24 protein-coding genes are annotated in these 25164 nt (G+C 72.2%); 10 read left to right on the top strand and 14 right to left on the bottom strand.

The window, feature by feature from the left end; translation table 11 throughout:
* Nucleotides 1-218: 218 nt before the first annotated feature.
* The 3 genes from ACIGYR_RS25935 to deoC are packed head-to-tail and all read right to left on the bottom strand — an operon-like array spanning nucleotide 219 to nucleotide 3492.
* Complete coding sequence (locus ACIGYR_RS25935) at nucleotides 219-1103, bottom strand: aldehyde dehydrogenase family protein (RefSeq protein WP_391840091.1); 885 nt, start codon at nucleotides 1101-1103, stop codon at nucleotides 219-221.
* Nucleotides 1096-2526 carry an aldehyde dehydrogenase family protein gene (locus ACIGYR_RS25940; protein WP_391840093.1) on the bottom strand — a complete coding sequence of 477 codons (1431 nt, stop codon included), beginning with the start codon at nucleotides 2524-2526 and terminating at the stop codon, nucleotides 1096-1098. Before ACIGYR_RS25940 ends, ACIGYR_RS25935 begins: the two co-directional genes overlap by 8 nt.
* Nucleotides 2527-2532: 6 nt before the next feature.
* Nucleotides 2533-3492 carry a deoxyribose-phosphate aldolase gene (gene deoC / locus ACIGYR_RS25945; protein ID WP_399598607.1) on the bottom strand — a complete coding sequence of 320 codons (960 nt, stop codon included), beginning with the start codon at nucleotides 3490-3492 and terminating at the stop codon, nucleotides 2533-2535.
* 135 nt (nucleotides 3493-3627) lie between these two features.
* Here deoC and ACIGYR_RS25950 point away from each other — a divergent pair, with 135 nt between their 5' ends.
* Complete coding sequence (locus tag ACIGYR_RS25950; RefSeq protein ID WP_399597246.1) at nucleotides 3628-4329, top strand: PH domain-containing protein; 702 nt, start codon at nucleotides 3628-3630, stop codon at nucleotides 4327-4329.
* Between the two features lie 347 nt (nucleotides 4330-4676).
* Here the strand turns inward: ACIGYR_RS25950 and ACIGYR_RS25955 are convergent, their stop codons facing one another.
* From ACIGYR_RS25955 to ACIGYR_RS25965, 3 genes are all read right to left on the bottom strand, one after another.
* Entirely contained in the window at nucleotides 4677-6323 is a 1647-nt protein-coding gene (locus ACIGYR_RS25955) for a phospho-sugar mutase (protein ID WP_399597248.1), read from the bottom strand.
* Nucleotides 6324-6412: 89 nt separating this feature from the next.
* Entirely contained in the window at nucleotides 6413-7237 is an 825-nt protein-coding gene (locus ACIGYR_RS25960) for a purine-nucleoside phosphorylase (RefSeq protein ID WP_391840098.1), read from the bottom strand.
* 132 nt (nucleotides 7238-7369) lie between these two features.
* The gene (locus ACIGYR_RS25965; RefSeq protein WP_399597250.1) at nucleotides 7370-7807 is read right to left on the bottom strand and encodes a gamma-glutamylcyclotransferase; all 438 of its coding nucleotides are present in this window, start codon (nucleotides 7805-7807) and stop codon (nucleotides 7370-7372) included.
* Nucleotides 7808-7958: 151 nt separating this feature from the next.
* On the opposite strand from ACIGYR_RS25965, the gene ACIGYR_RS25970 reads away from it, so the two are divergent.
* Together ACIGYR_RS25970 and ACIGYR_RS25975 are read left to right on the top strand one after the other, a co-directional pair.
* The gene (locus tag ACIGYR_RS25970) at nucleotides 7959-9407 is read left to right on the top strand and encodes an NAD(P)H-quinone dehydrogenase (protein WP_399597251.1); all 1449 of its coding nucleotides are present in this window, start codon (nucleotides 7959-7961) and stop codon (nucleotides 9405-9407) included.
* Nucleotides 9408-9596: 189 nt separating this feature from the next.
* The gene (locus ACIGYR_RS25975; RefSeq protein WP_399598609.1) at nucleotides 9597-10517 is read left to right on the top strand and encodes a DeoR/GlpR family DNA-binding transcription regulator; all 921 of its coding nucleotides are present in this window, start codon (nucleotides 9597-9599) and stop codon (nucleotides 10515-10517) included.
* 276 nt (nucleotides 10518-10793) lie between these two features.
* Here ACIGYR_RS25975 and ACIGYR_RS25980 read toward each other — a convergent pair whose 3' ends face one another.
* On the bottom strand, nucleotides 10794-12566 hold the full coding sequence (locus tag ACIGYR_RS25980; protein WP_399597254.1) for an acetyl/propionyl/methylcrotonyl-CoA carboxylase subunit alpha: 1773 nt from the start codon (nucleotides 12564-12566) through the stop codon (nucleotides 10794-10796).
* A gap of 435 nt (nucleotides 12567-13001) precedes the next feature.
* On the opposite strand from ACIGYR_RS25980, the gene ACIGYR_RS25985 reads away from it, so the two are divergent.
* Nucleotides 13002-13568 (top strand): hypothetical protein, encoded by a 567-nt coding sequence (locus ACIGYR_RS25985; RefSeq protein WP_399597257.1) that lies wholly within the window; start codon nucleotides 13002-13004, stop codon nucleotides 13566-13568.
* Here ACIGYR_RS25985 and ACIGYR_RS25990 read toward each other — a convergent pair.
* From ACIGYR_RS25990 to ACIGYR_RS26005, 4 genes are all read right to left on the bottom strand, one after another.
* Nucleotides 13540-14157, bottom strand: coding sequence for a Maf family protein (locus ACIGYR_RS25990; RefSeq protein ID WP_391840109.1), 618 nt, complete (start codon nucleotides 14155-14157; stop codon nucleotides 13540-13542). The genes ACIGYR_RS25985 and ACIGYR_RS25990 overlap by 29 nt on opposite strands.
* A 64-nt stretch (nucleotides 14158-14221) precedes the next feature.
* Nucleotides 14222-14350: a morphogenic membrane protein MmpB gene (mmpB, locus tag ACIGYR_RS25995; RefSeq protein ID WP_391840110.1), complete on the bottom strand. Its 129-nt coding sequence runs from the start codon at nucleotides 14348-14350 to the stop codon at nucleotides 14222-14224.
* Nucleotides 14351-14463: 113 nt separating this feature from the next.
* Nucleotides 14464-14673 (bottom strand): acyl-CoA carboxylase epsilon subunit, encoded by a 210-nt coding sequence (locus ACIGYR_RS26000; protein ID WP_345048180.1) that lies wholly within the window; start codon nucleotides 14671-14673, stop codon nucleotides 14464-14466.
* A 23-nt stretch (nucleotides 14674-14696) separates the two neighbouring features.
* Nucleotides 14697-16310 carry an acyl-CoA carboxylase subunit beta gene (locus tag ACIGYR_RS26005; protein WP_391840113.1) on the bottom strand — a complete coding sequence of 538 codons (1614 nt, stop codon included), beginning with the start codon at nucleotides 16308-16310 and terminating at the stop codon, nucleotides 14697-14699.
* 110 nt (nucleotides 16311-16420) lie between these two features.
* Between ACIGYR_RS26005 and ACIGYR_RS26010 the strand changes: the two genes are divergently transcribed.
* Together ACIGYR_RS26010 and ACIGYR_RS26015 are read left to right on the top strand one after the other, a co-directional pair.
* Nucleotides 16421-17281 (top strand): biotin--[acetyl-CoA-carboxylase] ligase, encoded by an 861-nt coding sequence (locus ACIGYR_RS26010; protein ID WP_391840115.1) that lies wholly within the window; start codon nucleotides 16421-16423, stop codon nucleotides 17279-17281.
* A 282-nt stretch (nucleotides 17282-17563) separates the two neighbouring features.
* The gene (locus ACIGYR_RS26015; protein WP_391840117.1) at nucleotides 17564-18688 is read left to right on the top strand and encodes an adenylate/guanylate cyclase domain-containing protein; all 1125 of its coding nucleotides are present in this window, start codon (nucleotides 17564-17566) and stop codon (nucleotides 18686-18688) included.
* A 160-nt stretch (nucleotides 18689-18848) separates the two neighbouring features.
* Here ACIGYR_RS26015 and ACIGYR_RS26020 read toward each other — a convergent pair whose 3' ends face one another.
* The gene (locus ACIGYR_RS26020) at nucleotides 18849-19481 is read right to left on the bottom strand and encodes a hypothetical protein (protein ID WP_399597264.1); all 633 of its coding nucleotides are present in this window, start codon (nucleotides 19479-19481) and stop codon (nucleotides 18849-18851) included.
* A gap of 190 nt (nucleotides 19482-19671) precedes the next feature.
* Between ACIGYR_RS26020 and ACIGYR_RS26025 the strand changes: the two genes are divergently transcribed.
* The 3 genes from ACIGYR_RS26025 to hutH all read left to right on the top strand — a co-directional run bounded on the left by ACIGYR_RS26025 (nucleotide 19672) and on the right by hutH (nucleotide 23332).
* Nucleotides 19672-20466: an enoyl-CoA hydratase/isomerase family protein gene (locus ACIGYR_RS26025; RefSeq protein ID WP_399597266.1), complete on the top strand. Its 795-nt coding sequence runs from the start codon at nucleotides 19672-19674 to the stop codon at nucleotides 20464-20466.
* Between the two features lie 96 nt (nucleotides 20467-20562).
* On the top strand, nucleotides 20563-21705 hold the full coding sequence (locus ACIGYR_RS26030; protein ID WP_399597269.1) for a diguanylate cyclase domain-containing protein: 1143 nt from the start codon (nucleotides 20563-20565) through the stop codon (nucleotides 21703-21705).
* 88 nt (nucleotides 21706-21793) lie between these two features.
* Complete coding sequence (gene hutH, locus ACIGYR_RS26035) at nucleotides 21794-23332, top strand: histidine ammonia-lyase (protein ID WP_391841006.1); 1539 nt, start codon at nucleotides 21794-21796, stop codon at nucleotides 23330-23332.
* Nucleotides 23333-23384: 52 nt separating this feature from the next.
* Here hutH and ACIGYR_RS26040 read toward each other — a convergent pair whose 3' ends face one another.
* Together ACIGYR_RS26040 and ACIGYR_RS26045 are read right to left on the bottom strand one after the other, a co-directional pair.
* Nucleotides 23385-24179: a hypothetical protein gene (locus ACIGYR_RS26040; RefSeq protein WP_399597272.1), complete on the bottom strand. Its 795-nt coding sequence runs from the start codon at nucleotides 24177-24179 to the stop codon at nucleotides 23385-23387.
* 42 nt (nucleotides 24180-24221) lie between these two features.
* Entirely contained in the window at nucleotides 24222-24554 is a 333-nt protein-coding gene (locus ACIGYR_RS26045) for an LAETG motif-containing sortase-dependent surface protein (protein WP_399597274.1), read from the bottom strand.
* A 109-nt stretch (nucleotides 24555-24663) separates the two neighbouring features.
* On the opposite strand from ACIGYR_RS26045, the gene ACIGYR_RS26050 reads away from it, so the two are divergent.
* A complete protein-coding gene (locus ACIGYR_RS26050; RefSeq protein WP_399597277.1) occupies nucleotides 24664-25008 on the top strand; it encodes a hypothetical protein in 345 nt (114 codons plus the stop codon).
* The last annotated feature ends 156 nt before the right edge of the window (nucleotides 25009-25164 follow it).

Consider the following 25164-nt stretch of genomic DNA (forward strand, 5'->3'; position numbering starts at 1 on the left):
GTCTCACCTCAACTACCCTCCGTGCCGACACCATTACCCTGCGCACCAAAGGTGGCACCCGTCATGGCGACCCGGGCCACTGAGAGCGCCTGGAAGGGGCGCGGGGAACTGCGCGACCCGGGCCACTGAGAGCGCCTGGAAGGGGCGCGGGGAACTGCGCGACCGGCCGGAGCGGACCCGCACCCGGCAGCCGGCGGCAGTTCCCCGCCCGGATCCCGTCAGTAGGACGACCCCGACGCGCCCAGCGACCCCGTGGGGTGCCACACCGTCTTCGTCTCCAGGAACGCCGTCATCCGGTCGGTCCCCGGTGTCTCGAAGTAATCCACAGCCTGTGGACGCAGAACCCGCTTCAGATTGTCGGCCGCCGCGATCTCCAGCTCCTTCGCCAGCGCCTCGTCCGCGCCCGCGAGGTCGATCGCGTTGACGTCCTGGTGCGCGGCCAGCGGCGCCGCGATCTCCGCCGTACGGCCGGACAGCACGTTGACCACGCCGCCCGGGACGTCGGAGGTGGCCAGCACCTCGCCCAGGGACAGCGCCGGCAGCGGGGCCTTCTCGGAAGCGATCACGACCGCCGTGTTGCCGGTGGCGATCACCGGGGCCACGACCGACACCAGGCCGAGGAAGGACGACTCCTGCGGGGCCAGGACGGCGACCACGCCGGTCGGCTCGGGGGAGGAGAGGTTGAAGTACGGGCCCGCGACCGGGTTGGCGCCGCCGATGACCTGGGCGATCTTGTCGGTCCAGCCCGCGTACCAGACCCAGCGGTCGACGGCCGCGTCCACGACCGCCGCGGCCTTGGACTTGGACAGGCCCTCCGCGTCCGCGACCTCCCGGACGAACTGCTCCTTGCGGCCCTCCAGCATCTCCGCGACGCGGTAGAGGACCTGGCCGCGGTTGTACGCGGTCGCGCCGGACCAGCCGCCGAACGCCTTGCGCGCGGCCACGACCGCGTCACGGGCGTCCTTGCGGGAGGAGAGGGGCGCGTTCGCCAGCCACTTGCTCTTCGAGTCGGTCACCTCGTACACCCGGCCGCTCTCGGAACGCGGGAACTTCCCGCCGACGTACAGCTTGTAGGTCTTGAAGACGCTCAGACGGTCAGACATCGAGGTAAGCCTCCAGGCCGTGGCGGCCGCCCTCGCGGCCGAAGCCCGACTCCTTGTAACCGCCGAACGGCGAGGTCGGATCGAACTTGTTGAACGTGTTGGACCAGACGACACCGGCGCGCAGCTTGTTCGCGACGGCCAGGATCCGGGAGCCCTTCTCGGTCCAGATGCCGGCGGACAGGCCGTACTGGGTGTTGTTCGCCTTGGCGACCGCCTCGTCCGGCGTGCGGAAGGTGAGGACGGACAGCACCGGGCCGAAGATCTCGTCACGGGCGACGGTGTGCGCCTGGGTGACGTTCGTGAACAGCGTCGGCGCGAACCAGTAGCCGGAGGAGGGGAGTTCGCAGGCCGGGGACCAGCGCTCGGCACCCTCCGCCTCGCCCCGCTCGGCCAGCGCGGTGATCCGGGCCAGCTGCTCGGCGGAGTTGATCGCGCCGATGTCGGTGTTCTTGTCCAGCGGGTCGCCGAGGCGCAGCGTGGACAGGCGGCGCTTGAGGGAGTCCAGCAGCTCGTCCTGGATCGACTCCTGGACGAGGAGGCGGGAGCCGGCGCAGCAGACCTGGCCCTGGTTGAAGAAGATGCCGGTGACGATGCCCTCGACGGCCTGGTCGATGGGGGCGTCGTCGAAGACGATGTTGGCGCCCTTGCCACCCAGTTCCAGGGTGAGCTTCTTCTTCGTGCCCGCGACCGTACGGGCGATCTCCTTGCCCACGGCCGTGGAGCCGGTGAAGGCGACCTTGTTCACGTCCGGGTGCGCGACCAGCGCGGCCCCCGCGTCGCCGTAGCCCGGGAGGATGTTGACGACACCCTTGGGCAGGCCGGCCTGGCGGCAGATGTCCGCGAAGAACAGGGCGGACAGCGGGGTCGTCTCGGCCGGCTTCAGGACGACCGTGTTGCCGGTCGCGAGGGCCGGGGCGATCTTCCACGCCAGCATCAGCAGCGGGAAGTTCCACGGGATGACCTGGCCGGCCACGCCCAGCGGACGCGGGGCGGCACCGAAGCCGGCGTGGTCGAGCTTGTCGGCCCAGCCCGCGTAGTAGAAGAAGTGCGCGGCGACCAGCGGGAGGTCCGCGTCGCGGGTCTCCTTGATCGGCTTGCCGTTGTCCAGCGTCTCCAGGACGGCCAGCTCACGGCTGCGCTCCTGGATGACGCGGGCGATACGGAACAGGTACTTGGCGCGCTCGGAGCCGGGCAGTGCCGACCACTTCTCGAACGCCTTGCGGGCGGCCTTCACCGCGCGGTCGACGTCCTCGGCGCCGGCCCGGGCGACCTCGGAGAGGACCTCCTCGGTCGACGGGGAGACCGTCTTGAAGACCTTGCCGTCGGCGGCCTCGGTGAACTCGCCGTCGATGAACAGGCCGTACGAGGGCGCGATGTCGACGACCGCGCGGGACTCGGGGGCGGGTGCGTACTCGAATGCCATGGGTGATCAGTCCACCGTCACGTAGTCGGGACCGGAGTAGCGGCCGGTGGCCAGCTTCTGCCGCTGCATCAGCAGGTCGTTCAGCAGCGAGGAGGCGCCGAAGCGGAACCAGTGGTTGTCCAGCCAGTCCTCGCCCGCGGTCTCGTTGACCAGCACCAGGAACTTGACGGCGTCCTTGGTGGTGCGGATGCCGCCGGCGGGCTTCACACCGATCTGGACGCCGGTCTGGGCGCGGAAGTCGCGCACCGCCTCCAGCATCAGCAGGGTGTTCGCGGGGGTCGCGTTCACGGCGACCTTGCCGGTGGAGGTCTTGATGAAGTCGGCGCCCGCCAGCATGCCGAGCCAGGAGGCGCGGCGGATGTTGTCGTACGTCGACAGCTCGCCGGTCTCGAAGATGACCTTCAGCCGGGCGTTCGTCCCGCAAGCCTCCTTCACGGCGACGATCTCGTCGTACACCTTCAGGTACTTGCCGGCGAGGAACGCGCCCCGGTCGATCACCATGTCGATCTCGTCGGCTCCGGCGGCGACGGCGTCACGGACGTCGGCCAGCTTCACGTCGAGAGCGGCGCGGCCGGCCGGGAAGGCGGTGGCCACCGAGGCGACCTTCACGCCGGAGCCGGCGACGGCCTCCTTGGCGACGGCCACCATGTCGGGGTAGACGCAGACCGCGGCCGTCGTGGGGGCCGTACGGTCCGTCGGGTCGGGGTGGACCGCCTTGACGCCGAGCGCCCGGACCTTGCCCGGGGTGTCCGCGCCTTCCAGCGTCGTCAGGTCGACCATCGAGATGGCGAGGTCGATGGCGTACGCCTTCGCGGTGGTCTTGATGGAACGGGTACCGAGAGCCGCGGCGCGCGCCTCCAGGCCGACCGCGTCGACGCCGGGCAGCCCGTGCAGGAAGCGGCGCAGCGTGCTGTCGGACGCGGCTACGTCGGCGAGAGCGTGTGCTGTGGGTGCAGAGGTGGGCATGGTCACCAGACGAGCATATCTACGCGCGTAGCGGCTGTACACCCCCGCTGCTCGTCCCCGGTCGGCAGATCACGGATGAGCGCCGGTTCCCGGGCGGGCGGTCATGCGGTCGGCGGTGTCGTGCAGAATCGGGCCATGACCACCCCGGACCATCCGTCACCCGCGTCACAGCCTCCGGTGCCCACCGCCAAGGACCGGATCTACCGCTCCCCCCTGGGGGTCGCGGGCGGCGTGCTGCTGCTCTTGGTCGTGCTCTGGCTGGGCTTCGACGCGCTGTTCAAGGGCCACGGCCGGACCCCGTGGCTGGCGCTGGCCGGCCTGATCCTGATCGTGCCGCTGATCCTCGCCTTCACCGTTCGCCCCGCGGTCTTCGCGAACGAGGACCGGCTGCGGGTCCGCAATCCCTTCCGGGTGATCACCCTGCCCTGGGGCGAGATCGCCGGCCTGCGCTCCGGATACTCCAACGAGGTCCTCACCAAGTCCGGCGCCAAGTACCAGCTGTGGGCCATCCCCGTCTCCCTGCGGGCCCGCCAGAAGGCGGCCCGCCGGCAGCAGCGGGCGGCGGTGGACGAGGCCCGGGGCGTGACGCCGGGCGGCCGGGGCGGCGGGCTCGGACCGGGCGCCCTCGGCCTCGGCGGCTTCAGTCTGCGCGGTCCGGACACCGGGCCGGCCCGCGCCGAGACCGACCAGGTCATGGACGACCTGCGGGAACTCCTGGAGCGCAGCGGGGAGGCCGAGTCGGCGCAGGGGGAGGTCACCGTGCGCTGGGCCTACGAGGTGGCCGCGCCCGCGGTCGCCGGAGCGGTGCTGCTGGCCATCCTGCTCGCGGTGGGGTGAGGATCCTGCGCGGTTGCGGTTGCGGTTCCGGTTGTGGCATGCGCGCGTGATGTAAAGCGATTCCGTGGCTGTGGCTGTGGCTGTGGCGTGCGTGGGTGATGCGTAGCGATGACGTGGTCGCTGTGGCTGCGGCGCGCGTGCGTGATGCGGCGTGATTCCGCGGCCGTGGCTGTCGCGATGCGTGTGATGCCAAGCGATTCGCGGTTCGGTGCCGGGCCGCCGATGTGACGCGGCGGCTCAGGGCGCCGTGCGGTGCCGGAGGCCGGCACGGATCCGCCCGTCGCCGCCGACGAGGACGGGGTGTCCCCCGGCCGGGGGACACCCCGTCCTCGTCGTACGGATACGGATCAGATGCCGGCAGCCGCCGACAGGTCCCGCTTGACGGCCGCCAGCAGTTCGGCCGCGCGGGTGCGCGCGGCCGGCAGGTCGGCGTGCGCGGACACCGGCACGACGACCTCCAGGTAGCACTTCAGCTTCGGCTCGGTGCCGCTCGGGCGGACGATGACCCGGGCGCCGTCGAGGGTGTAGCGCAGGCCGTCCGTGGGCGGCAGCCTGTCCGTGCCCCGGGTGAGGTCCTCGGCCCGGGTGATGGCCAGGCCCGCCAGCTCGCTCGGCGGCTGCTCGCGCAGCCGGCCCATCGCGTCCGCGATCAGCGAGAGGTCCTTCACCCGCACCGACAGCTGGTCGGTGGCGTGCAGGCCGTGCTCCACGGCGAGGTCGTCGAGCAGGTCGAGGAGGGTACGGCCCTCCTCCTTCAGCACGGACGCCAGCTCGGTGATCAGCAGCGCGGCGGTGATGCCGTCCTTGTCGCGCACGCCCTGCGGGTCCACGCAGTAGCCGAGGGCCTCCTCGTAGCCGTAGCGCAGGCCGTCGACGCGTGCGATCCACTTGAAGCCGGTCAGGGTCTCCTCGTACGGCAGTCCCGCCTTGCCGGCGATCCGGCCGAGCAGGGAGGAGGAGACGATCGACTCGGCGAAGGTGCCGCTCGCGCCGCGCCGGACCAGGTGGGCGCCGAGCAGGGCGCCCACCTCGTCGCCGCGCAGCATCCGCCAGTCGCCGCCGTCCCGCACGGCCACCGCGCAGCGGTCCGCGTCGGGGTCGTTGGCGATGACCAGGTCCGGGTCGGTGGCGCGGGCCGCGGCGAACGCCAGGTCCATCGCGCCCGGCTCCTCCGGGTTGGGGAAGGCGACCGTCGGGAAGTCCGGGTCCGGCTCGGCCTGCTCGGCGACCAGCACGGGCTCGGGGAAGCCGGCCCGGGCGAACGCGGCGAGCAGGACGTCCTTGCCGACGCCGTGCATGGCCGTGTAGACCGTGCGGGCGGTGCGCGGGGAACCGGCCGCCAGGACGGCGTCCGTACGGGCCAGATAGGCGTCCAGGACCGTGTCGTCCAGGATCTCCCAGCCGGCGTCCGGGCGGGGCACGTCGTCCAGGGAGACGATCGCGTCGATCTCGGCGGCGATCCCCGCGTCGGCGGGCGGGACGATCTGGGAGCCGTCGCCGAGGTAGACCTTGTAGCCGTTGTCCCGGGGCGGGTTGTGGCTGGCGGTGACCTCCACACCCGCGACCGCACCGAGGTGCCGTATGGCGAAGGCCAGGACGGGGGTCGGGAGCGGGCGCGGGAGCACGGCGGCACGCAGGCCGGCGCCGGTCATCACGGCGGCGGTGTCCCGGGCGAAGTCGGCCGACTTGTGACGGGCGTCGTAGCCGATGACGACGAGCCCGGCGGTGCCGTCCCCGCAGGGGGTCCCGTTCTTCTTCAGGTACGCGGCGAGGCCCGCGGCGGCGCGGATCACGACGCTGCGGTTCATGCGCATGGGGCCGGCGCCCAGCTCGCCACGCAGGCCGGCGGTGCCGAACTGCAGGGTGCCGCTGAAGCGGTCCGCCAGCCCGGTGACGTCACCGGCGTCGATCAGCCCGGCCAGCTCGTCGCGGGTGTCCTGGTCCGGGTCCTCGGCGAGCCATGCCTTGGCCCGGGCGATGAGATCGTCGTGCACCTTGGGATCAACCTCTCCTGTGAATGTGACTGCACGCCCGCCCGTCCGAACCGGTCGGCCGGAAGGCGGGCGGACGGGCTCCGGGCGCCTTACAGCTTGCCCAGCACCTGCGCCAGCAGCTGCCCCATGCGGGCCGCCGAGTCGCGGCCCGCCTGGAGGACCTCCTCGTGGTTGAGGGGCTCACCGGTCATGCCCGCGGCCAGGTTGGTGACCAGGGAGATGCCCAGCACCTCGGCGCCCGCCTCACGCGCGGCGATGGCCTCGAGAACCGTGGACATGCCGACCAGGTCCGCGCCGATGACACGGGCCATACGGATCTCGGCCGGGGTCTCGTAGTGCGGGCCGGGGAACTGCGCGTAGACGCCCTCCTCCAGGGAGGAGTCGATCTCCTTGCACAGGGCGCGCAGGCGCGGGGAGTACAGGTCGGTGAGGTCGACGAAGTTCGCGCCCACGATGGGGGACGTCGCCGTCAGGTTGATGTGGTCGCTGATGAGGACGGGCTGGCCGGGGCGCATGCCCTCGCGCAGGCCGCCGCAGCCGTTGGTGAGCACGATGGTCTTGCAGCCGGCGGCGACGGCGGTGCGCACGCCGTGCGCCACGGCGGCGACGCCACGGCCCTCGTAGTAGTGGGTGCGGCCCAGGAAGACCAGGGCGCGCTTGTCACCGAAGGAGTACGAGCGGATCTTGCCGCCGTGCCCCTCGACGGCCGGCGGCGGGAAACCGGGCAGTTCGGTGACCTGGAACTCGACGTCGGGTGCGCCCAGGGCGTCGACGGCCGGAGCCCAGCCGGAGCCCATCACGAGGGCGACGTCGTGGGTCTCGGCGCCGGTGAGTGCGCGCAGGCGCGCGGCGGCGGCGTCGGCGGCGGCGTAGGGGTCGCCCTGGATGTCGTCCGGAAGAAGAGATGCGTTCACGCCGACGAGGGTAACCGGTCTTCGCCTACGCGCGTAGATGACAGAGCCCACGGGTTTGCATTCGTTGTCTTGTCGTTTTCCACAAACGGTGGTCGAAAGGGGAGAAACCCCCGGGAGGCGGACGGAGCCGGCTCAGCAGGGGCGCTTGCGGAGTTCCATCACGTAGTCGTGCGGTGCGCCGGCGGACTCCGCCGCGTCGGCGATCTCACCCAGGTAGCGGGCCGACGGCAGCCCGCCCTCGTAGCCGTTGAGGACGTACGTCCAGGCCGACTCCTCGCCGTCCAGGGTGTGCACACGCACACGTACCCGCCGGTAGAGGTCGAGGCCCACGCCCTCCCACCGGTCGAGCGACTCCTCGTCCATGGGCGCGATGTCGTACAGGCCGACGAAGACCCCGGCCAGCGGATCCTCGACGATCGTCGCCAGCGCGCCCTCCCAGCCCAGCTGCTCGCCGCCGAAGGTCAGCCGCCAGCCGTTCAGCCAGCCGGTGGCGCGCAGCGGGGAGTGCGGGGCGCGCTGGGACATCAGGCGCGCGTCGAGATTGCCGGCGTACGCGGCATAGAGCGACATGGGGAGAGGGTACGGCAGCCGCACCGTGCGCCCCAGGCGCCCCGGGAGTGCCGTCCGAGTGCCGTGCGAGTGCCCTGCGAGTGCTTCGCGAGTGCCCCGCGTCCGCTCGGGGGCGCCCCCCGGGCAGTAGCACGTTGAAGCGTGCGGGACAATGGAGTACGTGACTCGGATCGTGATCATCGGTGGCGGACCCGGCGGATATGAAGCGGCGCTGGTGGCCGCTCAGCTCGGCGCGGAGGTGACCGTCGTCGACTGCGACGGTCTGGGCGGAGCGTCGGTGCTGACCGACTGCGTGCCGTCGAAGACCCTTATCGCCACGGCCGAGGTGATGACCACCTTCGACTCCTCCTACGAGGAGCTGGGGATCATCGTGGCCGACGACACCCCGCCGCTGGAGCGGGCGGCCCGGGTGGTCGGCGTGGACCTCGGCAAGGTCAACCGCCGGGTGAAGCGCCTCGCGCTCGCCCAGTCCCACGACATCACCGCGTCCGTGACGCGGGCCGGCGCGCGGGTCATGCGCGGACGCGGCCGGCTGGACGGCATGCAGGCCCTGGACGGGTCCCGCAAGGTCGTCGTCGCCGCCGCCGACGGCACCGAGGAGACCCTCACCGCCGACGCCGTCCTCATCGCCACCGGCGGCCACCCGCGCGAGCTGCCCGACGCCCAGCCCGACGGTGAGCGGATCCTGAACTGGACCCAGGTCTACGACCTCGACGAGCTGCCGGAAGAGCTGATCGTGGTCGGCTCGGGCGTGACCGGCGCCGAGTTCGCCGGCGCCTACCAGGCCCTGGGCTCCAAGGTCACCCTGGTCTCCTCGCGCGACCGGGTGCTGCCCGGCGAGGACCCGGACGCCGCCGCCGTCCTGGAGGACGTCTTCCGGCGCCGTGGCATGAACGTCATGGCCCGCTCCCGCGCGCAGTCCGCCAAGCGCGTGGGCGACCGGGTCGAGGTGACGCTGGCCGACGGCCGGGTCATCACCGGCTCCCACTGCCTGATGGCCGTCGGTGCCATCCCCAACAGCGCGGGCCTCGGTCTGGAGGACGCCGGCGTCAAACTGCGCGAGTCGGGCCACATCTGGACCGACAAGGTCTCCCGGACGACCGCTCCGGGCGTGTACGCGGCCGGTGACGTGACCGGTGTCTTCGCCCTCGCGTCCGTCGCCGCCATGCAGGGACGTATCGCGATGTACCACTTCCTCGGCGACGCGGTGGCCCCGCTGAACCTGAAGACGGTCTCCTCGAACGTCTTCACCGACCCCGAGATCGCGACGGTCGGCTACACGCAGGCGGACGTGGACGCGGGCAAGATCGACGCGAGGGTGGTCAAGCTGCCCCTCCTGCGCAACCCGCGCGCCAAGATGCAGGGCATCCGGGACGGCTTCGTGAAGATCTTCTGCCGGCCGGGTACGGGCATCGTCGTCGGCGGCGTGGTCGTGGCGCCCCGCGCCTCGGAACTGATCCACCCCATCTCGCTCGCCGTCGACAACAACCTCACGGTCGAACAGATCGCGAACGCGTTCACGGTCTACCCCTCCCTTTCGGGGTCGATCGCGGAGGTCGCCCGGCAGCTGCACACCCGCAAGGCGAGCGCGGAGGCCTGACGGCCGGCCCGACTTCCCGCTGGTCACGGGGAGTTGTGGCGAATGCGGACGGCATAGTCGGGGTGGGCGGGCTTTATACCACCTCCCGCCCTACCATGCGAACAACTTCTGTTATTCGGCGCAAACTGCTGAAAGCAGACGGTCGCTGGGGTTACTGTCAGTTTCGTGTTCGCTGCTGAACGTCGCCAATTGATCCTCGAAATGGTGCGAGCGAACGGTGCCGTGTCGCTCCGTGAGCTCGCCCGCGTCGTCCAGACCTCCGAAGTGACCGTACGGCGGGACGTGCGGGCACTGGAGGCAGAAGGACTCCTCGACCGCCGGCACGGCGGTGCGGTACTGCCGGGCGGGTTCACGCGAGAATCCGGCTTCCCGCAGAAGTCACATCTCGCGACCGCCGAGAAGACGGCCATCGCCGACCTCGCCGCGGGCCTCGTCGAAGAAGGCGAGGCCATCGTGGTCGGGGCGGGTACGACCACACAGGAGCTGGCCCGCCGCCTCGCGCGTGTGCCGGGCCTGACGGTCGTCACCAACTCCCTGCTGGTGGCCCAGGCGTTGGCCCATGCCAACCGGGTGGAGGTCGTCATGACCGGGGGCACCCTGCGTGGCTCCAACTACGCCCTCGTCGGTTCCGGCGCCGAGCAGTCCCTCCAGGGCCTGCGGGTGTCGAGGGCCTTCCTCTCCGGGAGCGGTCTCACCGCCGAACGGGGCCTGTCCACCTCCAACATGCTCTCGGCATCCGTCGACCGGGCCCTCGTCCAGGCCGCCGCGGAGGTCGTGGTCCTCGCCGACCACACCAAGCTCGGCACCGACACGATGTTCCAGACCGTGCCGACGGACCTCATCACCCGGCTGGTCACCGACGAGCCGCCCGGCCACGACGACCGCGCCGCCACGGAGTTGCAGGCGCTCGCCGACCAGGGCGTGCAGATCGCCGTCGCGGGGGCGAGCGGGAACCCGGGGGGTGACCAGGTCCCGGCGGGCCGCCGCGCCCCACTGCCGGGACCACGTAGGGGGCACGTGCCGGGCACCTCCCCCCTACGGTCCACCACGGGCCTGGGAGACCCGACGACCACCGAACGGGGGCGCGTCGCGGATCTGCGGCGCCGGTGAGCGCCGACACCGAGGGGGCCTGCCCGCACGGAGCGGGGGCAGGCTCGGCCGACCGGGTTCGGTGGGAGCACGGCCTGTGGTGCGGGCGTGTCGTGCCGCATCTGCGCCTACACCGCTGACGCCGAAGACGAAAGCCACGGGACCTGGTCCCAGCGGCAGCGCACGGGAATCTCCACTGCCCGCGCCGCCGACCGCGCCGAGGGCGGCGCAGCGCCCCCGGAACGCGATCGGCCCCCGGAATGCACCGGGGGCCTCTCACTGCCGTACGACGGCGGCTCAGTCCTTGATCTCGCAGATTGCCGCGCCCGAGGTGATGGACGCGCCGACCTCGGCGTTCAGGCCCTTGATGGTGCCTGCCTTGTGGGCGTTCAGGGGCTGTTCCATCTTCATGGCCTCCAGGACGACGATCAGGTCGCCCTCCTTGACCTCCTGGCCCTCCTCGACCGCGATCTTGACGATCGTGCCCTGCATCGGCGAGGCGAGGGTGTCGCCGGAGGCGACCGGGCCGGACTTCTTCGCCGCGCGGCGCTTGGGCTTGGCGCCGGCCGCGAGGCCCGTGCGGGCCAGGCTCATGCCCAGAGACGAGGGCAGGGAGACCTCGAGGCGCTTGCCGCCGACCTCGACGACGACCGTCTCACGGCCCAGTTCCTCCTCCGCCTCGGCGTCGGCGGGGGCGGCGAAGGGCTTGATCTCGTTGACGAACTCGGTCTCGATCCAGCGGGTGTGGACCGTGAACGGATCGGCGGAGCCGGTCAGCTCCGGGCCGAACGCCGGGTCCCGGACGACCGCGCGGTGGAACGGGATCGCGGTGGCCATGCCCTCGACCTGGAACTCGTCCAGGGCCCGGGCGGCCCGCTCCAGGGCCTCCTTGCGGGTGCGGCCGGTCACGATCAGCTTGGCGAGCAGCGAGTCCCAGGCCGGGCCGATCACGCTGCCGGCCTCCACGCCCGCGTCCAGGCGGACGCCGGGGCCGGACGGCGCGTCGAACCGGGTGACCGTGCCGGGAGCCGGGAGGAAGTTGCGGCCCGGGTCCTCGCCGTTGATGCGGAACTCGAACGAGTGTCCGCGCAGCACCGGGTCGTCGTAACCCAGTTCCTCGCCGTCGGCGATGCGGAACATCTCGCGGACCAGGTCGATGCCGGCGACCTCCTCGGTCACCGGGTGCTCGACCTGGAGCCGGGTGTTGACCTCCAGGAAGGAGATCGTGCCGTCCTGGCCGACCAGGAACTCGCAGGTGCCGGCGCCCTCGTAGCCGGCCTCCCGCAGGATGGCCTTGGACGCGCGGTACAGCTCGGCGACCTGCTCCTCGGAGAGGAACGGCGCCGGGGCCTCCTCCACCAGCTTCTGGTGACGGCGCTGGAGCGAGCAGTCACGGGTGGAGACCACGACCACGTTGCCGTGCTTGTCCGCCAGGCACTGCGTCTCCACGTGGCGCGGACGGTCGAGGTAGCGCTCGACGAAGCACTCACCGCGGCCGAAGGCGGCCACCGCCTCACGGACGGCGGAGTCGTACAGCTCCGGGACCTCCTCGAGGGTGCGGGCGACCTTCAGGCCACGGCCGCCACCGCCGAAGGCGGCCTTGATGGCGATCGGCAGGCCGTGCTCCTCGGCGAAGGCCACGACCTCGTCGGCGCCGGAGACGGGGTCGGGCGTGCCGGCCACCAGCGGGGCGCCGGCGCGCTGGGCGATGTGCCGGGCGGCGACCTTGTCACCCAGGTCGCGGATGGCCTGCGGCGGCGGGCCGATCCAGATCAGGCCGGCGTCCAGGACGGCCTGCGCGAACTCGGCGTTCTCCGAGAGGAAGCCGTAGCCCGGATGGATGGCGTCCGCGTCGGATTCACGGGCGGCGTTCAGCACCTTGCCGATGTCCAGGTAACTGGTGGCCGGGGTGTCACCGCCCAGGGCGAACGCCTCATCCGCGGCGCGGACATGCAGAGCGTCCCGGTCCGGGTCCGCGTAGACGGCCACGCTCGCGATCCCGGCGTCCCGGCAGGCCCGGGCCACGCGGACAGCGATTTCGCCACGGTTGGCGATGAGCACCTTGCGCACGATTGAGGCTCCCTCCTTGAAACAAGCCGAGTTTAGGGACTGCCGACACGGCACTTCGACCCGTCCCCAGTGGTGAGCTTGCCCACACGGAGCGTGATGCGAGGCTCGCTCGACCAGAGAAAGCCCATGTCGCACCTCGGTACGCAGGACTCCTTCGGGAAACCCTAGCCCTGTCATGTGGCCAAGGTCTCTGTGAGGGCGTGCTGCGGCCCACTCTGATTCTTTGTCGAGTCCCTACGAATGGCCCAATGATTCTTTGCTGCTGCCCGAACCCTTGTCCCGGGGTTTACCCGTTAGTAGCGTTCGCGCTGCGGAAAAAATCACTGCGACCCGGAGGGTCAGCCTTGAGGGGTGGCGGCCGGGTGACGGGTGGGCGTACCTGGAGTAACAGGCTGCTGGTGTGAGAGTGGGTGGGGACCGGTGGTGCGCAGGCCGGTGGCATGGGTCGTGGCGTTCGTCCTCCTGGCGGAGGCCGTGTTCATCGCCGCGCTGAACTGGTTCCTCGGAGTGGTCGTCGACCGGCAGGACATGTCCCTGGCCGGCCTCGACCCGGACGTCATGGCGATGTCCTCGAAGATCGGCGGAGTGATCTTCGGCCTCTACTTCGCGTTCTGCGCGCTGGTGGCCGTGCTCGTCGCGATACGCGACCGCGCCCCGGCCGGCTTCGGGCGTGTCCTGCTGATCAGCGTGGCCGTGGTGCACGGCCTGCTCGGCGCCTTCGCCTGGGGCCTGGTCGGCTGGACGGCGTTCCTGGTCATGGTCGCCGTCCTCGGGCTGATCGTCCTGCTCCTGATGACGTACGACCGCGCGGGCGGCCCGGAGAGCGCCGCCGGCGGTGCGCCGGGCCGGGGGGAGGACCCGACCGCACGGGCGGAGCCGGACGCGGCCCTCACCGGCGCGGGTGCGCCGGCGAGCCGTACGGACGAGCCGCAGGACGGGGAGGACGGGCCGCAGGACACCGTCCCCGCCCAGGTCAGCGCTCCGGCGCCCACAACTCCGTGATGCCGACACCCAGTTCGGCCAGGAGCCTGCGGACCAGGGGCAGGCTGATGCCGATCACATTGCCGTGGTCGCCCTCGATGCCCTCGATGAACGGCGCCGAACGGCCGTCCAGGGTGAAGGCGCCGGCGACGTGGAGGGGCTCGCCGGAAGCCACGTAGGCGGCGATCTCGGCGTCGCTCGGCTCACCGAACCGGACGACGGTGGAGGCGGTCGCCGACACGTACCGCTTGGCCGCCGTGTCCCACACACAGTGCCCCGTCTGGAGCACTCCGGCCCGCCCCCGCATGCTCTTCCAGCGGGCGGTGGCCTCCTCGGCGTCGGCCGGCTTGCCGAGCGCCCGCCCGTCCAGCTCCAGCACCGAGTCGCAGCCGATCACCAGGGCGCCCTGCACGTCCGGCTTCGCCGCCACGACCGACGCCTTCGCCTCGGCCAGGGCGAGCGCCAGGTCGGCCGGGGTCGGCGCGGTGACGGCGTCCTCGTCGACGCCGCTCACGATCACCTCGGGGGCGAGACCGGCCTGCCGGAGCAGGCCCAGCCGGGCGGGGGACTGGGAGGCGAGCACGAGTCGCCTGCGGCGCGTTGCAGTCATGCGGTCAGGTTAGTCAGGGTGAGCGGCTCGGCTCACCTCAGACCGGTGACGTGAGCGGCTCGGCTCACCGCAGACCGATGACGATCATGATCAGGACCATGGCCAGCGCCACGAGGAGCCCGAGCCGCCGCAGCATCTCCTGCGCGTCGCGCAGCTCCTTCGGCGGCTCGTTCTCGGGGTCTGACCACAGCATGCCACCAGCGTGCCGCCGGGCCGGGCGACGGCGCCTGAGTAGGCGTACTCAAATCGGCGGCCGGTGCCGTCCCCGGAGGCCGGGGGACCCGCGCCCCCGGAGACGGCGCACGCTCAGCTCGGCCAGAAGGTGCGCGTCCACGACGCCGGGCCCGGGCTGGGGACGCGGGCCGCCGCGATCCGGGACGGATCCGACCACGCGTCCCTCGGGCCCTCCGCGCCGGACGGCGTGCTCGCTGCCGCCGCGGCGCGGACGCGGACCACCGCCAGAGCGGCGGCCAGCTCCTCCGGGGTCGGGTTGCCTCGTACGACCTTGATGTTCATGACCGCTCCCAGGGTCCGCGGGCCTAGAGGGGGATGTTGCCGTGCTTCTTCGGAGGGAGGGATTCCCGCTTGGTGCGCAGCTGACGCAACCCGCGGACGATGTGCGCGCGGGTGTCGGACGGCATGATGACCGCGTCGATGTAGCCGCGCTCGGCCGCGACGTAGGGGTTGAGGAGAGTGTCCTCGTACTCCCGGATCAGGCGCGCGCGCACGGCTTCGAGGTCCTCGCCGTTCGCCTCCGCCTCGGCGATGGTGCGGCGGTGCAGGATGTTGACCGCGCCCTGGGCGCCCATCACGGCGATCTGGGCGGTGGGCCACGCCAGGTTGAGGTCGGCGCCCAGGTGCTTGGAGCCCATGACGTCGTAGGCGCCGCCGAACGCCTTGCGGGTGATCACGGTGATCAGCGGGACGGTGGCCTCGGCGTAGGCGAAGATCAGCTTGGCGCCGCGCCGGATGATGCCCTCGTGCTCCTGGCCGACGCCGGGCAGGAAGCCGGGCACGTCCACGAAGGTCAGCACCGGGATGTTGAAGGCGTCGCAGGTGCGCACGAAGCGCGCCGCCTTCTCGGAGGCGTCGATGTCGAGGCAGCCGGCGAACTGCATCGGCTGGTTGGCGACGACGCCCACCGGGTGGCCCTCGACCCGTCCGAAGCCGGTGACGATGTTCGGCGCGAACAGGGCCTGCGTCTCGAAGAACTCGGCGTCGTCCAGGATGTGTTCGATCACCGTGCGAATGTCGTACGGCTGGTTCGCGCTGTCCGGGACCAGGGTGTCCAGCTCCAGGTCCTCGGCGCTGACGGCGAGGTCCGCCTCCTCCGGGAAGACCGGGGGCTCGGAGAGGTTGTTGGACGGCAGGTACGACAGCAGCTGCTTGACGTACTCGATGGCGTCCTTCTCGTCGCCCGCCATGTGGTGGGCCACGCCGGAGGTGGCGTTGTGGGTGCGGGCGCCGCCCAGTTCCTCGAAGCCGACGTCCTCGCCGGTGACCGTCTTGATGACGTCGGGGCCGGTGATGAACATGTGCGAGGTCTGGTCGACCATGACCGTGAAGTCGGTGATGGCCGGGGAGTAGACCGCACCGCCGGCGCAGGGGCCGACGACCAGGCTGATCTGCGGGATCACGCCGGAGGCGTGGGTGTTGCGGCGGAAGATCTCACCGTAGGCGCCGAGGGAGGCCACGCCCTCCTGGATGCGGGCGCCGCCGGAGTCGTTGATGCCGATCACCGGGCAGCCGGTCTTCAGCGCGAAGTCCATGACCTTGACGATCTTCTGGCCGTAGACCTCGCCGAGGGCGCCGCCGAAGACGGTGAAGTCCTGCGAGAACACGGCGACCGGGCGGCCGTCCACCGTGCCGTACCCGGTGACGACGCCGTCGCCGTAGGGGCGGTTGTTCTCCAGCCCGAAGTTGGTCGAGCGGTGCCGGGCGAACTCGTCCAGCTCGACGAACGAGTCCTCGTCGAGGAGGAGTTCGATGCGCTCACGGGCCGTCAGCTTGCCCTTCGCGTGCTGCTTTTCGACGGCGCGCTCGGAGCCGGCGTGTGTCGCCTCGTGGATGCGGCGCTGGAGATCCGCGAGCTTTCCCGCGGTCGTGTGAATGTCGATCTCGTGGATCTCGTGACGCTCTTCCGGCTCGGACATCGGGATGCGGCTCCCTGCCTGCTCAAAAGGGGGGACGGTTACTCATCCGTAGAGTAGTGCTGGGCCTCCCGATCAGCAGTGCGTCGTTTACCACACCTAGGGTGGCTTGCATGACGCCGCAGAATCCTTCAGACGACAGCCGCTGGTCCGACCTGGACCGTCCGCCCCTGAACGCCGCGGCGCTGCGGCGCGGGCTCGTCCGGGAGGGGGGCCTGTACCGCGACATCGAGGTGGTGCGGCGGACCGGTTCCACCAACTCCGACCTCGCCGCGCTGGCCGCCGCCGGGGACGCCGACGAGGGCGCGGTACTGGTGGCGGAGGAGCAGACGGCCGGCCGGGGCCGGCTGGACCGCCGCTGGTCGGCGCCGCCGCGTTCCGGTCTCTTCTTCTCCGTCCTGCTGAAGCCCACCGAGGTGCCGGTGGCGCGCTGGGGCTGGCTGCCGCTGCTGACCGGGGTGGCGGTGGCGACCGGACTGGCCCGGGCGGCGGGCGTCGACACGGCCCTCAAGTGGCCGAACGACCTGCTGGTGACCGTGGGCGGGGAGGAGCGCAAGGCCGGGGGCATCCTGGCCGAGCGGGCCGGGGACGACGGTGTCGTCATCGGCGTCGGCATCAACGTCACCCTCAGGGCCGACGAGCTGCCGGTACCGCAGGCGGGGTCGCTGGCGCTGGCCGGGGCGGGGGGCACGGACCGGGATCCGCTGCTGCGGGCCGTCTTGCGGTCGCTGGAGGACTGGTACGGGCGGTGGCGGGCGGCCGGCGGTGACCCTTCCGCGAGCGGCCTCCAGGAGATGTACACCGCGGGCTGCGCGACCCTCGGCCGCGTGGTCCGCGCCGAGCTGCCGGGCGACCGGTCGCTGGTCGGGGAGGCGGTGGCCCTGGACGGCGACGGACGCCTGATCATCGCCACGGGGGAAGGCGTGCAGGAGCCGGTGGGAGCGGGGGACATCGTGCATCTGCGTCCCGCGTGAACCGATGCCGTCCGGGTCGGGCGTCGGGCCTGGGTGTGTTCCGGTGGGGGGTGGGTGGTTGTGGCGCCGTCCGGGTGGGGCGTCGGGCCCGGGTGTGTTTCCGTTGTGGCGTGGGCGGTTGTGGCGCCGTGTCGGTGGTGTTCGCCGCAGCTCGGGGCACCTGTTGTCGGGGCCGGGCGGGCGTGGCGTCGGCCGTGCCCCACGGGAGTGAGCTGGCGCACACCTGCCGTAGAGTTGAGGCCGGTCGATATCTGACCGTGGCAGATCGGAAGGGCAGCAGGCGTGACCGTCGACGACACGGGCTCCGGCGCGGGCGGGGACGGCCGGGTGGACCCCGACGCCCCCGACAGCGGCGACGACCCGCTGGCCCTGCGGCTCGAACAGCTCATCCTGGGCGCCGAGCGCCGCTACACCCCGTTCCAGGCCGCCCGCAGCGCCGGCGTCTCCATGGAGCTGGCGTCCCGGTTCTGGCGAGCCATGGGCTTCGCGGACATCGGTCAGGCCAGGGCCCTCACCGAGGCCGACGTCCTCGCCCTGCGCCGCCTGGCCGGCCTGGTGGAGGCGGGACTGCTGAGCGAGGCCATGGCGGTCCAGGTGGCCCGGTCCACCGGGCAGACCACCGCCCGGTTGGCGGAATGGCAGATGGATTCCTTTCTGGAGGGCCTGACCGAGCCACCCGAGCCGGGAATGACCCGCACCGAGGTGACGTACCCGATCGTCGAACTGCTCCTGCCCGAACTCGAGGAGTTCCTGGTCTACGTCTGGCGCCGCCAGCTGGCCGCCTCGGCCGGCCGTGTCGTGCAGTCGGCCGACGATGAGGAGATGGTCGACCGGCGGCTCGCCGTCGGCTTCGCCGACCTCGTCGGGTTCACGCGGCTGACCCGCCGGATGGAGGAAGAGGAGCTCGGCGAACTGGTCGAGGCGTTCGAGACCACCGCCGCCGACCTGGTGGCCGCGCGCGGCGGCCGGCTGATCAAGACCCTCGGCGACGAGGTGCTCTTCGCGGCGGACGACGCCGGTGTCGCCGCGGACATCGCGCTGCGGCTGGTGGAGACGCTGGCGAACGACGAGACGATGCCCGAGCTGCGGGTCGGCATGGCGTTCGGCACGGTGACCACCCGTATGGGGGACGTGTTCGGTACGACGGTCAACCTGGCCTCCCGGCTGACGTCGATAGCGCCCCGGGACGCCGTCCTGGTGGACAGCGCCTTCGCCGAGGAGCTGATCCGCACCGGCGAGGCGCCCGTCTCGGAGGCGGAGGCCGCTGAGGCCGCCGCGGCGGCCGAGAAGGAGGGCGAGGAGCCGCCGACGTACCGCTTCGCGCTCCAGCCGATGTGGCAGCGCCCGGTGCGCGGGCTCGGGGTGGTCGAGCCGTGGTTGCTCGCCCCCCGCGACAGCCGGCCCTAGTGCTGTGACCGGAAAGGTTCACCGGCTCGCGGCGCCCGGCACGGCACCTCGCCGCGTTGTCGCATCACCCGAGTACATCCAGTACGCGGGTGATGCTCCGCCTTGCGATGCACCGCACCGGACGCCGCGAGCTTTCCGGCAAACCTTTCCGGCCACAGCACTAGCCGCCCGACACGTCCACGCACAGCCCGATCACCGGTACGCACCACCCGCCGGGATCGGGCTTCGGCGTGCCGTGGCCCGGCGCCGGGGTCCGGCTCGGTGCGGGGGTGGGGGTCGCTGTCGCCGGGGCCGGGCGCGGGGCGGACGCCGTCGGCGTGGGCCGCGGTGTACCGACGGGGGTGTCCGGCGCGCCGGTCGGGACGGTCTCGGGGGCGGGGGACGAGGCGGTGGTCGGCGCCGGGGCTCCGCCCGCCGGTGCCGTGCCCGCCGGTGCCGTGCCCGCCGGTCCGGGGGCCGGTGACCCGGTGGGCAACGGAGCGAGGCTCCTGCCGCCCAGGGCGGAGGTCGCCGACGGCAGCGCGGTGGGGGTGGCGGCGAGGGTGGCCGCGGTGTTCGCCGAGCGGCCCGCGGCCACTGTGCCCGGGTCGTGCCGGGGCTCGGCCTCCGCCGTGCCGGGCGCGCCGGCACCCGGCTGCGGGGTGACGCGGACCAGGCTGAGCACGCCAGCGGCCAGGGCGAGACCGCCGGTGGCGAGCAGCACCTTGCGGGGGCGGGGCTTGCGGTGCCGCCCCCGCCGTACGCCCGGCGCACTCCCCGGCGCCGTGGCGGAGTGTGCAGGTATCGGTGTCATGGGTTCCCTCCCCGACGCGCGCCCGGGCGCGCCATGGCGGAGCGCACGCTATGCGCTCCTGTGGGCGGTGTGCGGGGAGACGGCCGGGATGTCACTCGAACGGGCGTAGCCCCCCGGGCTTTCCCGGCGCCGGGTGCGGCTGCGATGATCGGGCCGACAGTGAGTTAACCCGCGTTAACCGGAGGGTGTCATGAGCGAGGAGCGGTTCGGGGAGTTCGTGCTGGTGCGGCGGCACGGGCCGGTCGCGGAGCTGGTGCTGGACCGGCCCAAGGCGATGAACGCCGTCTCCACGGAGATGGCCCGTTCCCTTGCGAGTGCGTGTGCCGCCCTGGCCGGCGACCGGGAGGCCCGGGTGGTGGTCCTGACCTCGTCGCACGAACGGGCGTTCTGCGTGGGGGCGGACCTGAAGGAGCGGAACTCCTTCTCCGACGCCGATCTCGTACGGCAGCGGCCGGTGGCGCGGGCGGCGTACACCGGGGTGCTGGAGCTGCCGATGCCGACCGTCGCGGCGGTGCACGGCTTCGCGCTGGGCGGCGGGTTCGAGCTGGCGCTGTCCTGCGACCTGATCGTGGCCGACCGCACGGCCGTGGTGGGCCTGCCGGAGGTGTCCGTGGGGGTGATCCCGGGCGGCGGCGGTACGCAGCTGCTGCCGCGGCGGGTCGGTGCGGCGCGGGCGGCCGAGCTGATCTTCTCGGCGCGGCGGGTCGAGGCGGCGGAGGCGGCCGAGCTGGGGCTTGTGGACCAGGTGGTGGAGGAGGGCCAGGACCGCGAGGAGGCGCTGGCCCTGGGCGCGCGCATCGCCGCGAACTCGCCCGTGGGGCTGCGGGCCGCGAAGCGGGCGCTGCGGCTGGGGCACGGGCTGGACCTGCGGGCCGGTCTGGAGGTCGAGGACGCGGCATGGCGCTCGGTGGCGTTCTCGGGGGACCGGGCGGAGGGAGTGGCGGCGTTCAACGAGAAGCGCAAGCCGCAGTGGCCGGGAGAGTGAGGGGGCCCGCCCGCGGCCTCGGCTGCATAGCCGCACATTCCACCTGATCGCCGCACCGATGTCCCGAATCGCCGTAATCTTCCCTAACCTGGAGTAATGGGTGAGGACAAGCGGCTGGTCGCGGTCGTGACGCTGGCGCAGGGCATGGCGGCGGCGCACACCCCACGGGAGTGCTGGCAGGCCGCCGCCCTCGGTGCCTGCCACGCGCTGGACGGCAGCTTCGCCGCGCTGTCGGTGTGGGAACGGGGGCTGGGCCGGCTGCGCGTCCTCGTGAACGTGGGCGACCGCGCCGCGGACGAGGAGGAGTTCCCGGAGGCCGAGGCGTACCCGGTGCACCAGTTCCCGGAGATCACCGAGTTCCTGCACGAACGGTGGGCCGGCGGCGGAGGCCCCAACGCCTGGGTGGAGACCGCCGAGGGGACGGCCGCCGGCACCCCCGGTTACTTCCACCAGCGGGTCGCGGCCCTGCGCCGCCGGGGCCGCGGCTGCTGCGTCGTCGCTCCCGTGGTGCTGCACGGCCGCGCCTGGGGCGAGCTGTATGTGGCGCGCCCGGCCGGCCGGCCTCCGTTCGCACGGGCCGACGCCGACTTCGCCACCGTGCTCGCCGCCGTGGTCGCCGCCGGCATCGCGCAGACCGAGCGGCTGGAGGAGGCCCGTCGGCTCGCGTTCACCGACGCCCTCACGGGACTGGCCAACCGCCGTGCCGTGGACGTACGCCTGGAGGAGGCCGTCGAGCTGCACCGCGCGGAGGGTGTCGTCGTCAGTCTGGTCGTCTGTGACCTCAACGGGCTCAAGCGGGTCAACGACACCCTCGGGCACGCCGTCGGCGACCGGCTCCTCGAACGCTTCGGCTCGGTGCTGTCGCTGTGCGGCGCCATGGTGCCGGGCGCGCTGGCCGCACGGCTCGGCGGGGACGAGTTCTGTCTGCTCGCGGTCGGGCAGCCCGCCGACGACGTGGTCAAGGCGGCGGACGAACTGTGCCGCCGCGCCGCGGAGTTGGAGCTGGGCGAGGGGGTCGCGTGCGGGGTCGCCTCGACCGAGGAGCCGATCGGGGAGGTGCGGGACGCGCGCCGGCTGTTCCGGCTCGCGGACGCCGCCCAGTACCGGGCCAAGGCCATGCGGCTGAACCGGCCGGTGGTGGCCGGCCGGGAGGGGCCGGACGACCCGGTCGTACGGTTGGCCGACGAGCCGCCGCCCGCGCACGCCGAGCGGCGCCGGTTCCGCGGGCGCCGGGCGTGAGGCGAAGCCCACACCATGGGGTAAGGGGTGCCCCCGGTACCCACTAGTGACATCCTCGCATTCAATGCGTACGCTCCTGAATATGGATATGCACACTGTGGTGGTGGGGACGTCCGGTGTCACGGCGTCCGACGTTCTCGCCGTGGCGCGCGGCGGTGCCCGCATCGAGCTGTCGGCAGAGGCGGTGGCGGCCCTTGCGGCGGCCCGGGGAATCGTGGACGCGCTGGCGGCCAAGCCGGACCCGGTCTACGGCGTCTCCACCGGCTTCGGTGCCCTGGCGACCCGGCACATCAGCCCGGAACTGCGCGCCCAGCTGCAGCGCAACATCGTCCGCTCGCACGCCGCCGGCATGGGCCCGCGGGTGGAGCGCGAGGTCGTACGGGCCCTGATGTTCCTGCGGCTCAAGACCGTGTGCTCGGGGCACACCGGTGTCCGGCCCGAGGTCGCGCAGACCATGGCCGACGTGCTCAACGCCGGGATCACCCCGGTCGTGCACGAGTACGGCTCCCTCGGCTGTTCCGGCGACCTGGCCCCGCTGTCGCACTGCGCGCTCACCCTTATGGGAGAAGGGGAGGCGGAGGGCCCCGACGGGCGTGTCCGGCCCGCCGGTGAGCTGCTCGCCGAGCACGGGATCGCCCCCGTCGAGCTGCGCGAGAAGGAGGGCCTCGCCCTCCTCAACGGCACCGACGGCATGCTCGGCATGCTGATCATGGCCCTCGCCGACCTGGAGACGCTGTACAAGTCCGCCGACGTCACCGCGGCCCTCACCCTGGAGGGCCTGCTCGGCACCGACAAGGTCCTCGCGCCCGAACTGCACGCCATCCGGCCGCACCCGGGTCAGGGTGACAGCGCCGCCAACATGCTCGCCGTACTGGAGGGCTCGGGCCTGACCGGGCACCACCAGGACGACGCCCCGCGCGTCCAGGACGCCTACTCCGTGCGCTGCGCCCCGCAGGTCGCCGGCGCCGGACGCGACACCATGGCGCACGCCCGCCTGGTCGCCGAGCGCGAACTGGCCTCCGCCGTCGACAACCCCGTGGTGCTGCCGGACGGCCGGGTGGAGTCCAACGGCAACTTCCACGGCGCTCCGGTGGCCTACGTCCTGGACTTCCTCGCCATCGCCGCCGCCGACCTCGGCTCCATCGCCGAGCGCCGCACCGACCGGCTGCTGGACAAGAACCGCAGCCATGGGCTGCCGCCGTTCCTCGCCGACGACGCGGGTGTCGACTCCGGGCTCATGATCGCCCAGTACACGCAGGCCGCCCTGGTCAGCGAGCTGAAGCGGCTCGCCGTACCGGCCTCGGCGGACTCCATCCCGTCCTCCGCCATGCAGGAGGACCACGTCTCCATGGGCTGGTCCGCCGCGCGCAAGCTGCGCACCGCCGTGGACAACCTCACCCGGGTCATCGCCATCGAGCTGTACGCGGCCACCCGCGCCGTCGAACTGCGCGAGGGCCTCACCCCGGCGCCCGCCTCGCGGGCCGTGATCGAGGCCGCGCGCGCCGCGGGTGTGCAGGGCCCGGGCCCGGACCGGTTCCTGGCGCCGGACCTGGCCGCCGCCGACGCCTTCGTGCGCGGCGGAGAGCTGCTGGCGGCCGTGGAGAAGGTCACCGGCCCGCTGCGGTGAACGGACCGGGGCCCCGGCGGCGACCGGGGCCCCGAAACGTTTCGCCCGCGACTCACCTCAGCTTGGCGGCCTGCGCCTTCACGACCGCGGCGGGCACCGCGTAGGACTTCTTGGTCATCCCCGCGCCCAGGTTGACCGTGGTGTACGTCGCGAGGGTGTTCCCGTGCCGCACGACCTCCGCGTGCAGCGGCATCACACCGTCCTTGCCCGCGTCGTTGGTCGCGGTGAAGGCCACCGACTCGTCACCCACGCCCGCGGACTTCTCCTCGGCGACCTCGGTGAACTTCCCCTTCTCGCCGTCCTGCTCGCCGGAGAAGCCGCCCGCGCAGCCCTTGACCGCGTCGGACACCGACTTCAGGGCCTGCTCGGCGCCGTCGCCGTCGTAGGAGGCCAGGGTGACCACGGTGACGTCCAGGTCCATGGACTTCTTGATCGCGTCCTCGAACTTGCCGTCGGCCATGTCGTCCAGGGACGTCGCGTCGTCCGTGGGGTCCTTCTTGTGCTCCGTGGCCATGCGGCTGGTCTTCGCGGCCGGGCTGCCCGGCGCGATGCCGGTCAGCGTGTGCAGCAGCGGGTCGCACTTGGCGTCGTCCGCCTTGACCTCGCTCTTGGCGGGCAGGCCGCCCTCGACGGACCCCACCTCGTACCCGGGCACCTCACCCTTGGCGATGATCCGCTTCGTCAGCTCGGTGGCGCTCAGCGCCTTCGCGGCCGGCTTCCCCGCGTCCTTGCCCGAGGAGTCCCCGGAGCCCTTCGACCCCCCGTCGCCGCACCCCGTGATGAGGACGAGCGACAGTGCGCCCACAGCCGCGGTGGCGCACAGCCGCACGCCCGATGATCTCTTCATGGGCGAACTATGAGTGGGCTGTCAAGGTTGCGTCAAGGAAAATTAAAATCCCAGGCGTTCGCGACGCACCGAGTACATGACGAACCCGGCGCCGACCGCGAGGAAGAGGCTGCCGCCGACGACGTACGGGGTGGTGTCGAAACTGCCCGTGTCGGCCAGTTCGGTGTCCTGCGCCGACCGGTCCGCGGTCCCGGCGGTCGTCGCCGTCACCGCCCTGGCCTGCGTGACCTGGGTGATCCGCTCGGGCGCGGACATGACTGCCGTCTCTCTCGCCGGGGCGTCCTGTGAGGCGTTCGCGGACGGGACGAACCACAGCGCGCAGAGCAGGGTGCCCGCGGCGGTGGCGGTCAGCAGCGGGCGGCGAGCGGATGACACGGAATATCGATCCCCTTGTGACGCTGGCGAATTGGCCGTGTGGGGCGATGTTAGTGAAAGGCGCGGGTCACAGGAAAGTCACGAGAGGTTTCAGTCGTACGCTCCCGCCATGAGCACAGAAGAGACATCACGGTTTGTACGGCTTCGGGTGGAGCTCGTGCTGGAAGTGCAGGACGAGGACGCGGTGACCAAGGCCGCGCGGCGCAGGCTCACCGCGGATCCGGACCTGCCGGCGGAAGAGCGTTCCCAGGCCGAGGCGGCTGTGACGGAAGACACCGCGGAGGCCCTGGCCTATCTGGTGGATCCGTTCGACCTGGTCAGCGAGGTGCCCGGGGTGGAGCTCCAGCAGGCGTCCTGGTCCAGCGAGCGGACCGACTACGACCCTGATTCGCCCGACTGGGACCTGGACGAGGAAGATGGGGCGGACGACGAGGAAGAGGGCGGCATCGGCTGAGCGTCCCAGGGCACCCATGACCCCGGACGGCAAGGGCCGTCCGGGGTCTCGTCGTCCCAGGGGGGCGCACGGACGGATTCCCCGCACCACGCGCACCGCACGCGGACCGGCTTCCGCGAACGTGGGATGCCCCACAGGCGCAAGGGGTGGGGAACG

The sequence above is a fragment of the Streptomyces sp. NPDC053076 genome, assembly GCF_044546845.1.
Taxonomy (GTDB): domain Bacteria; phylum Actinomycetota; class Actinomycetes; order Streptomycetales; family Streptomycetaceae; genus Streptomyces.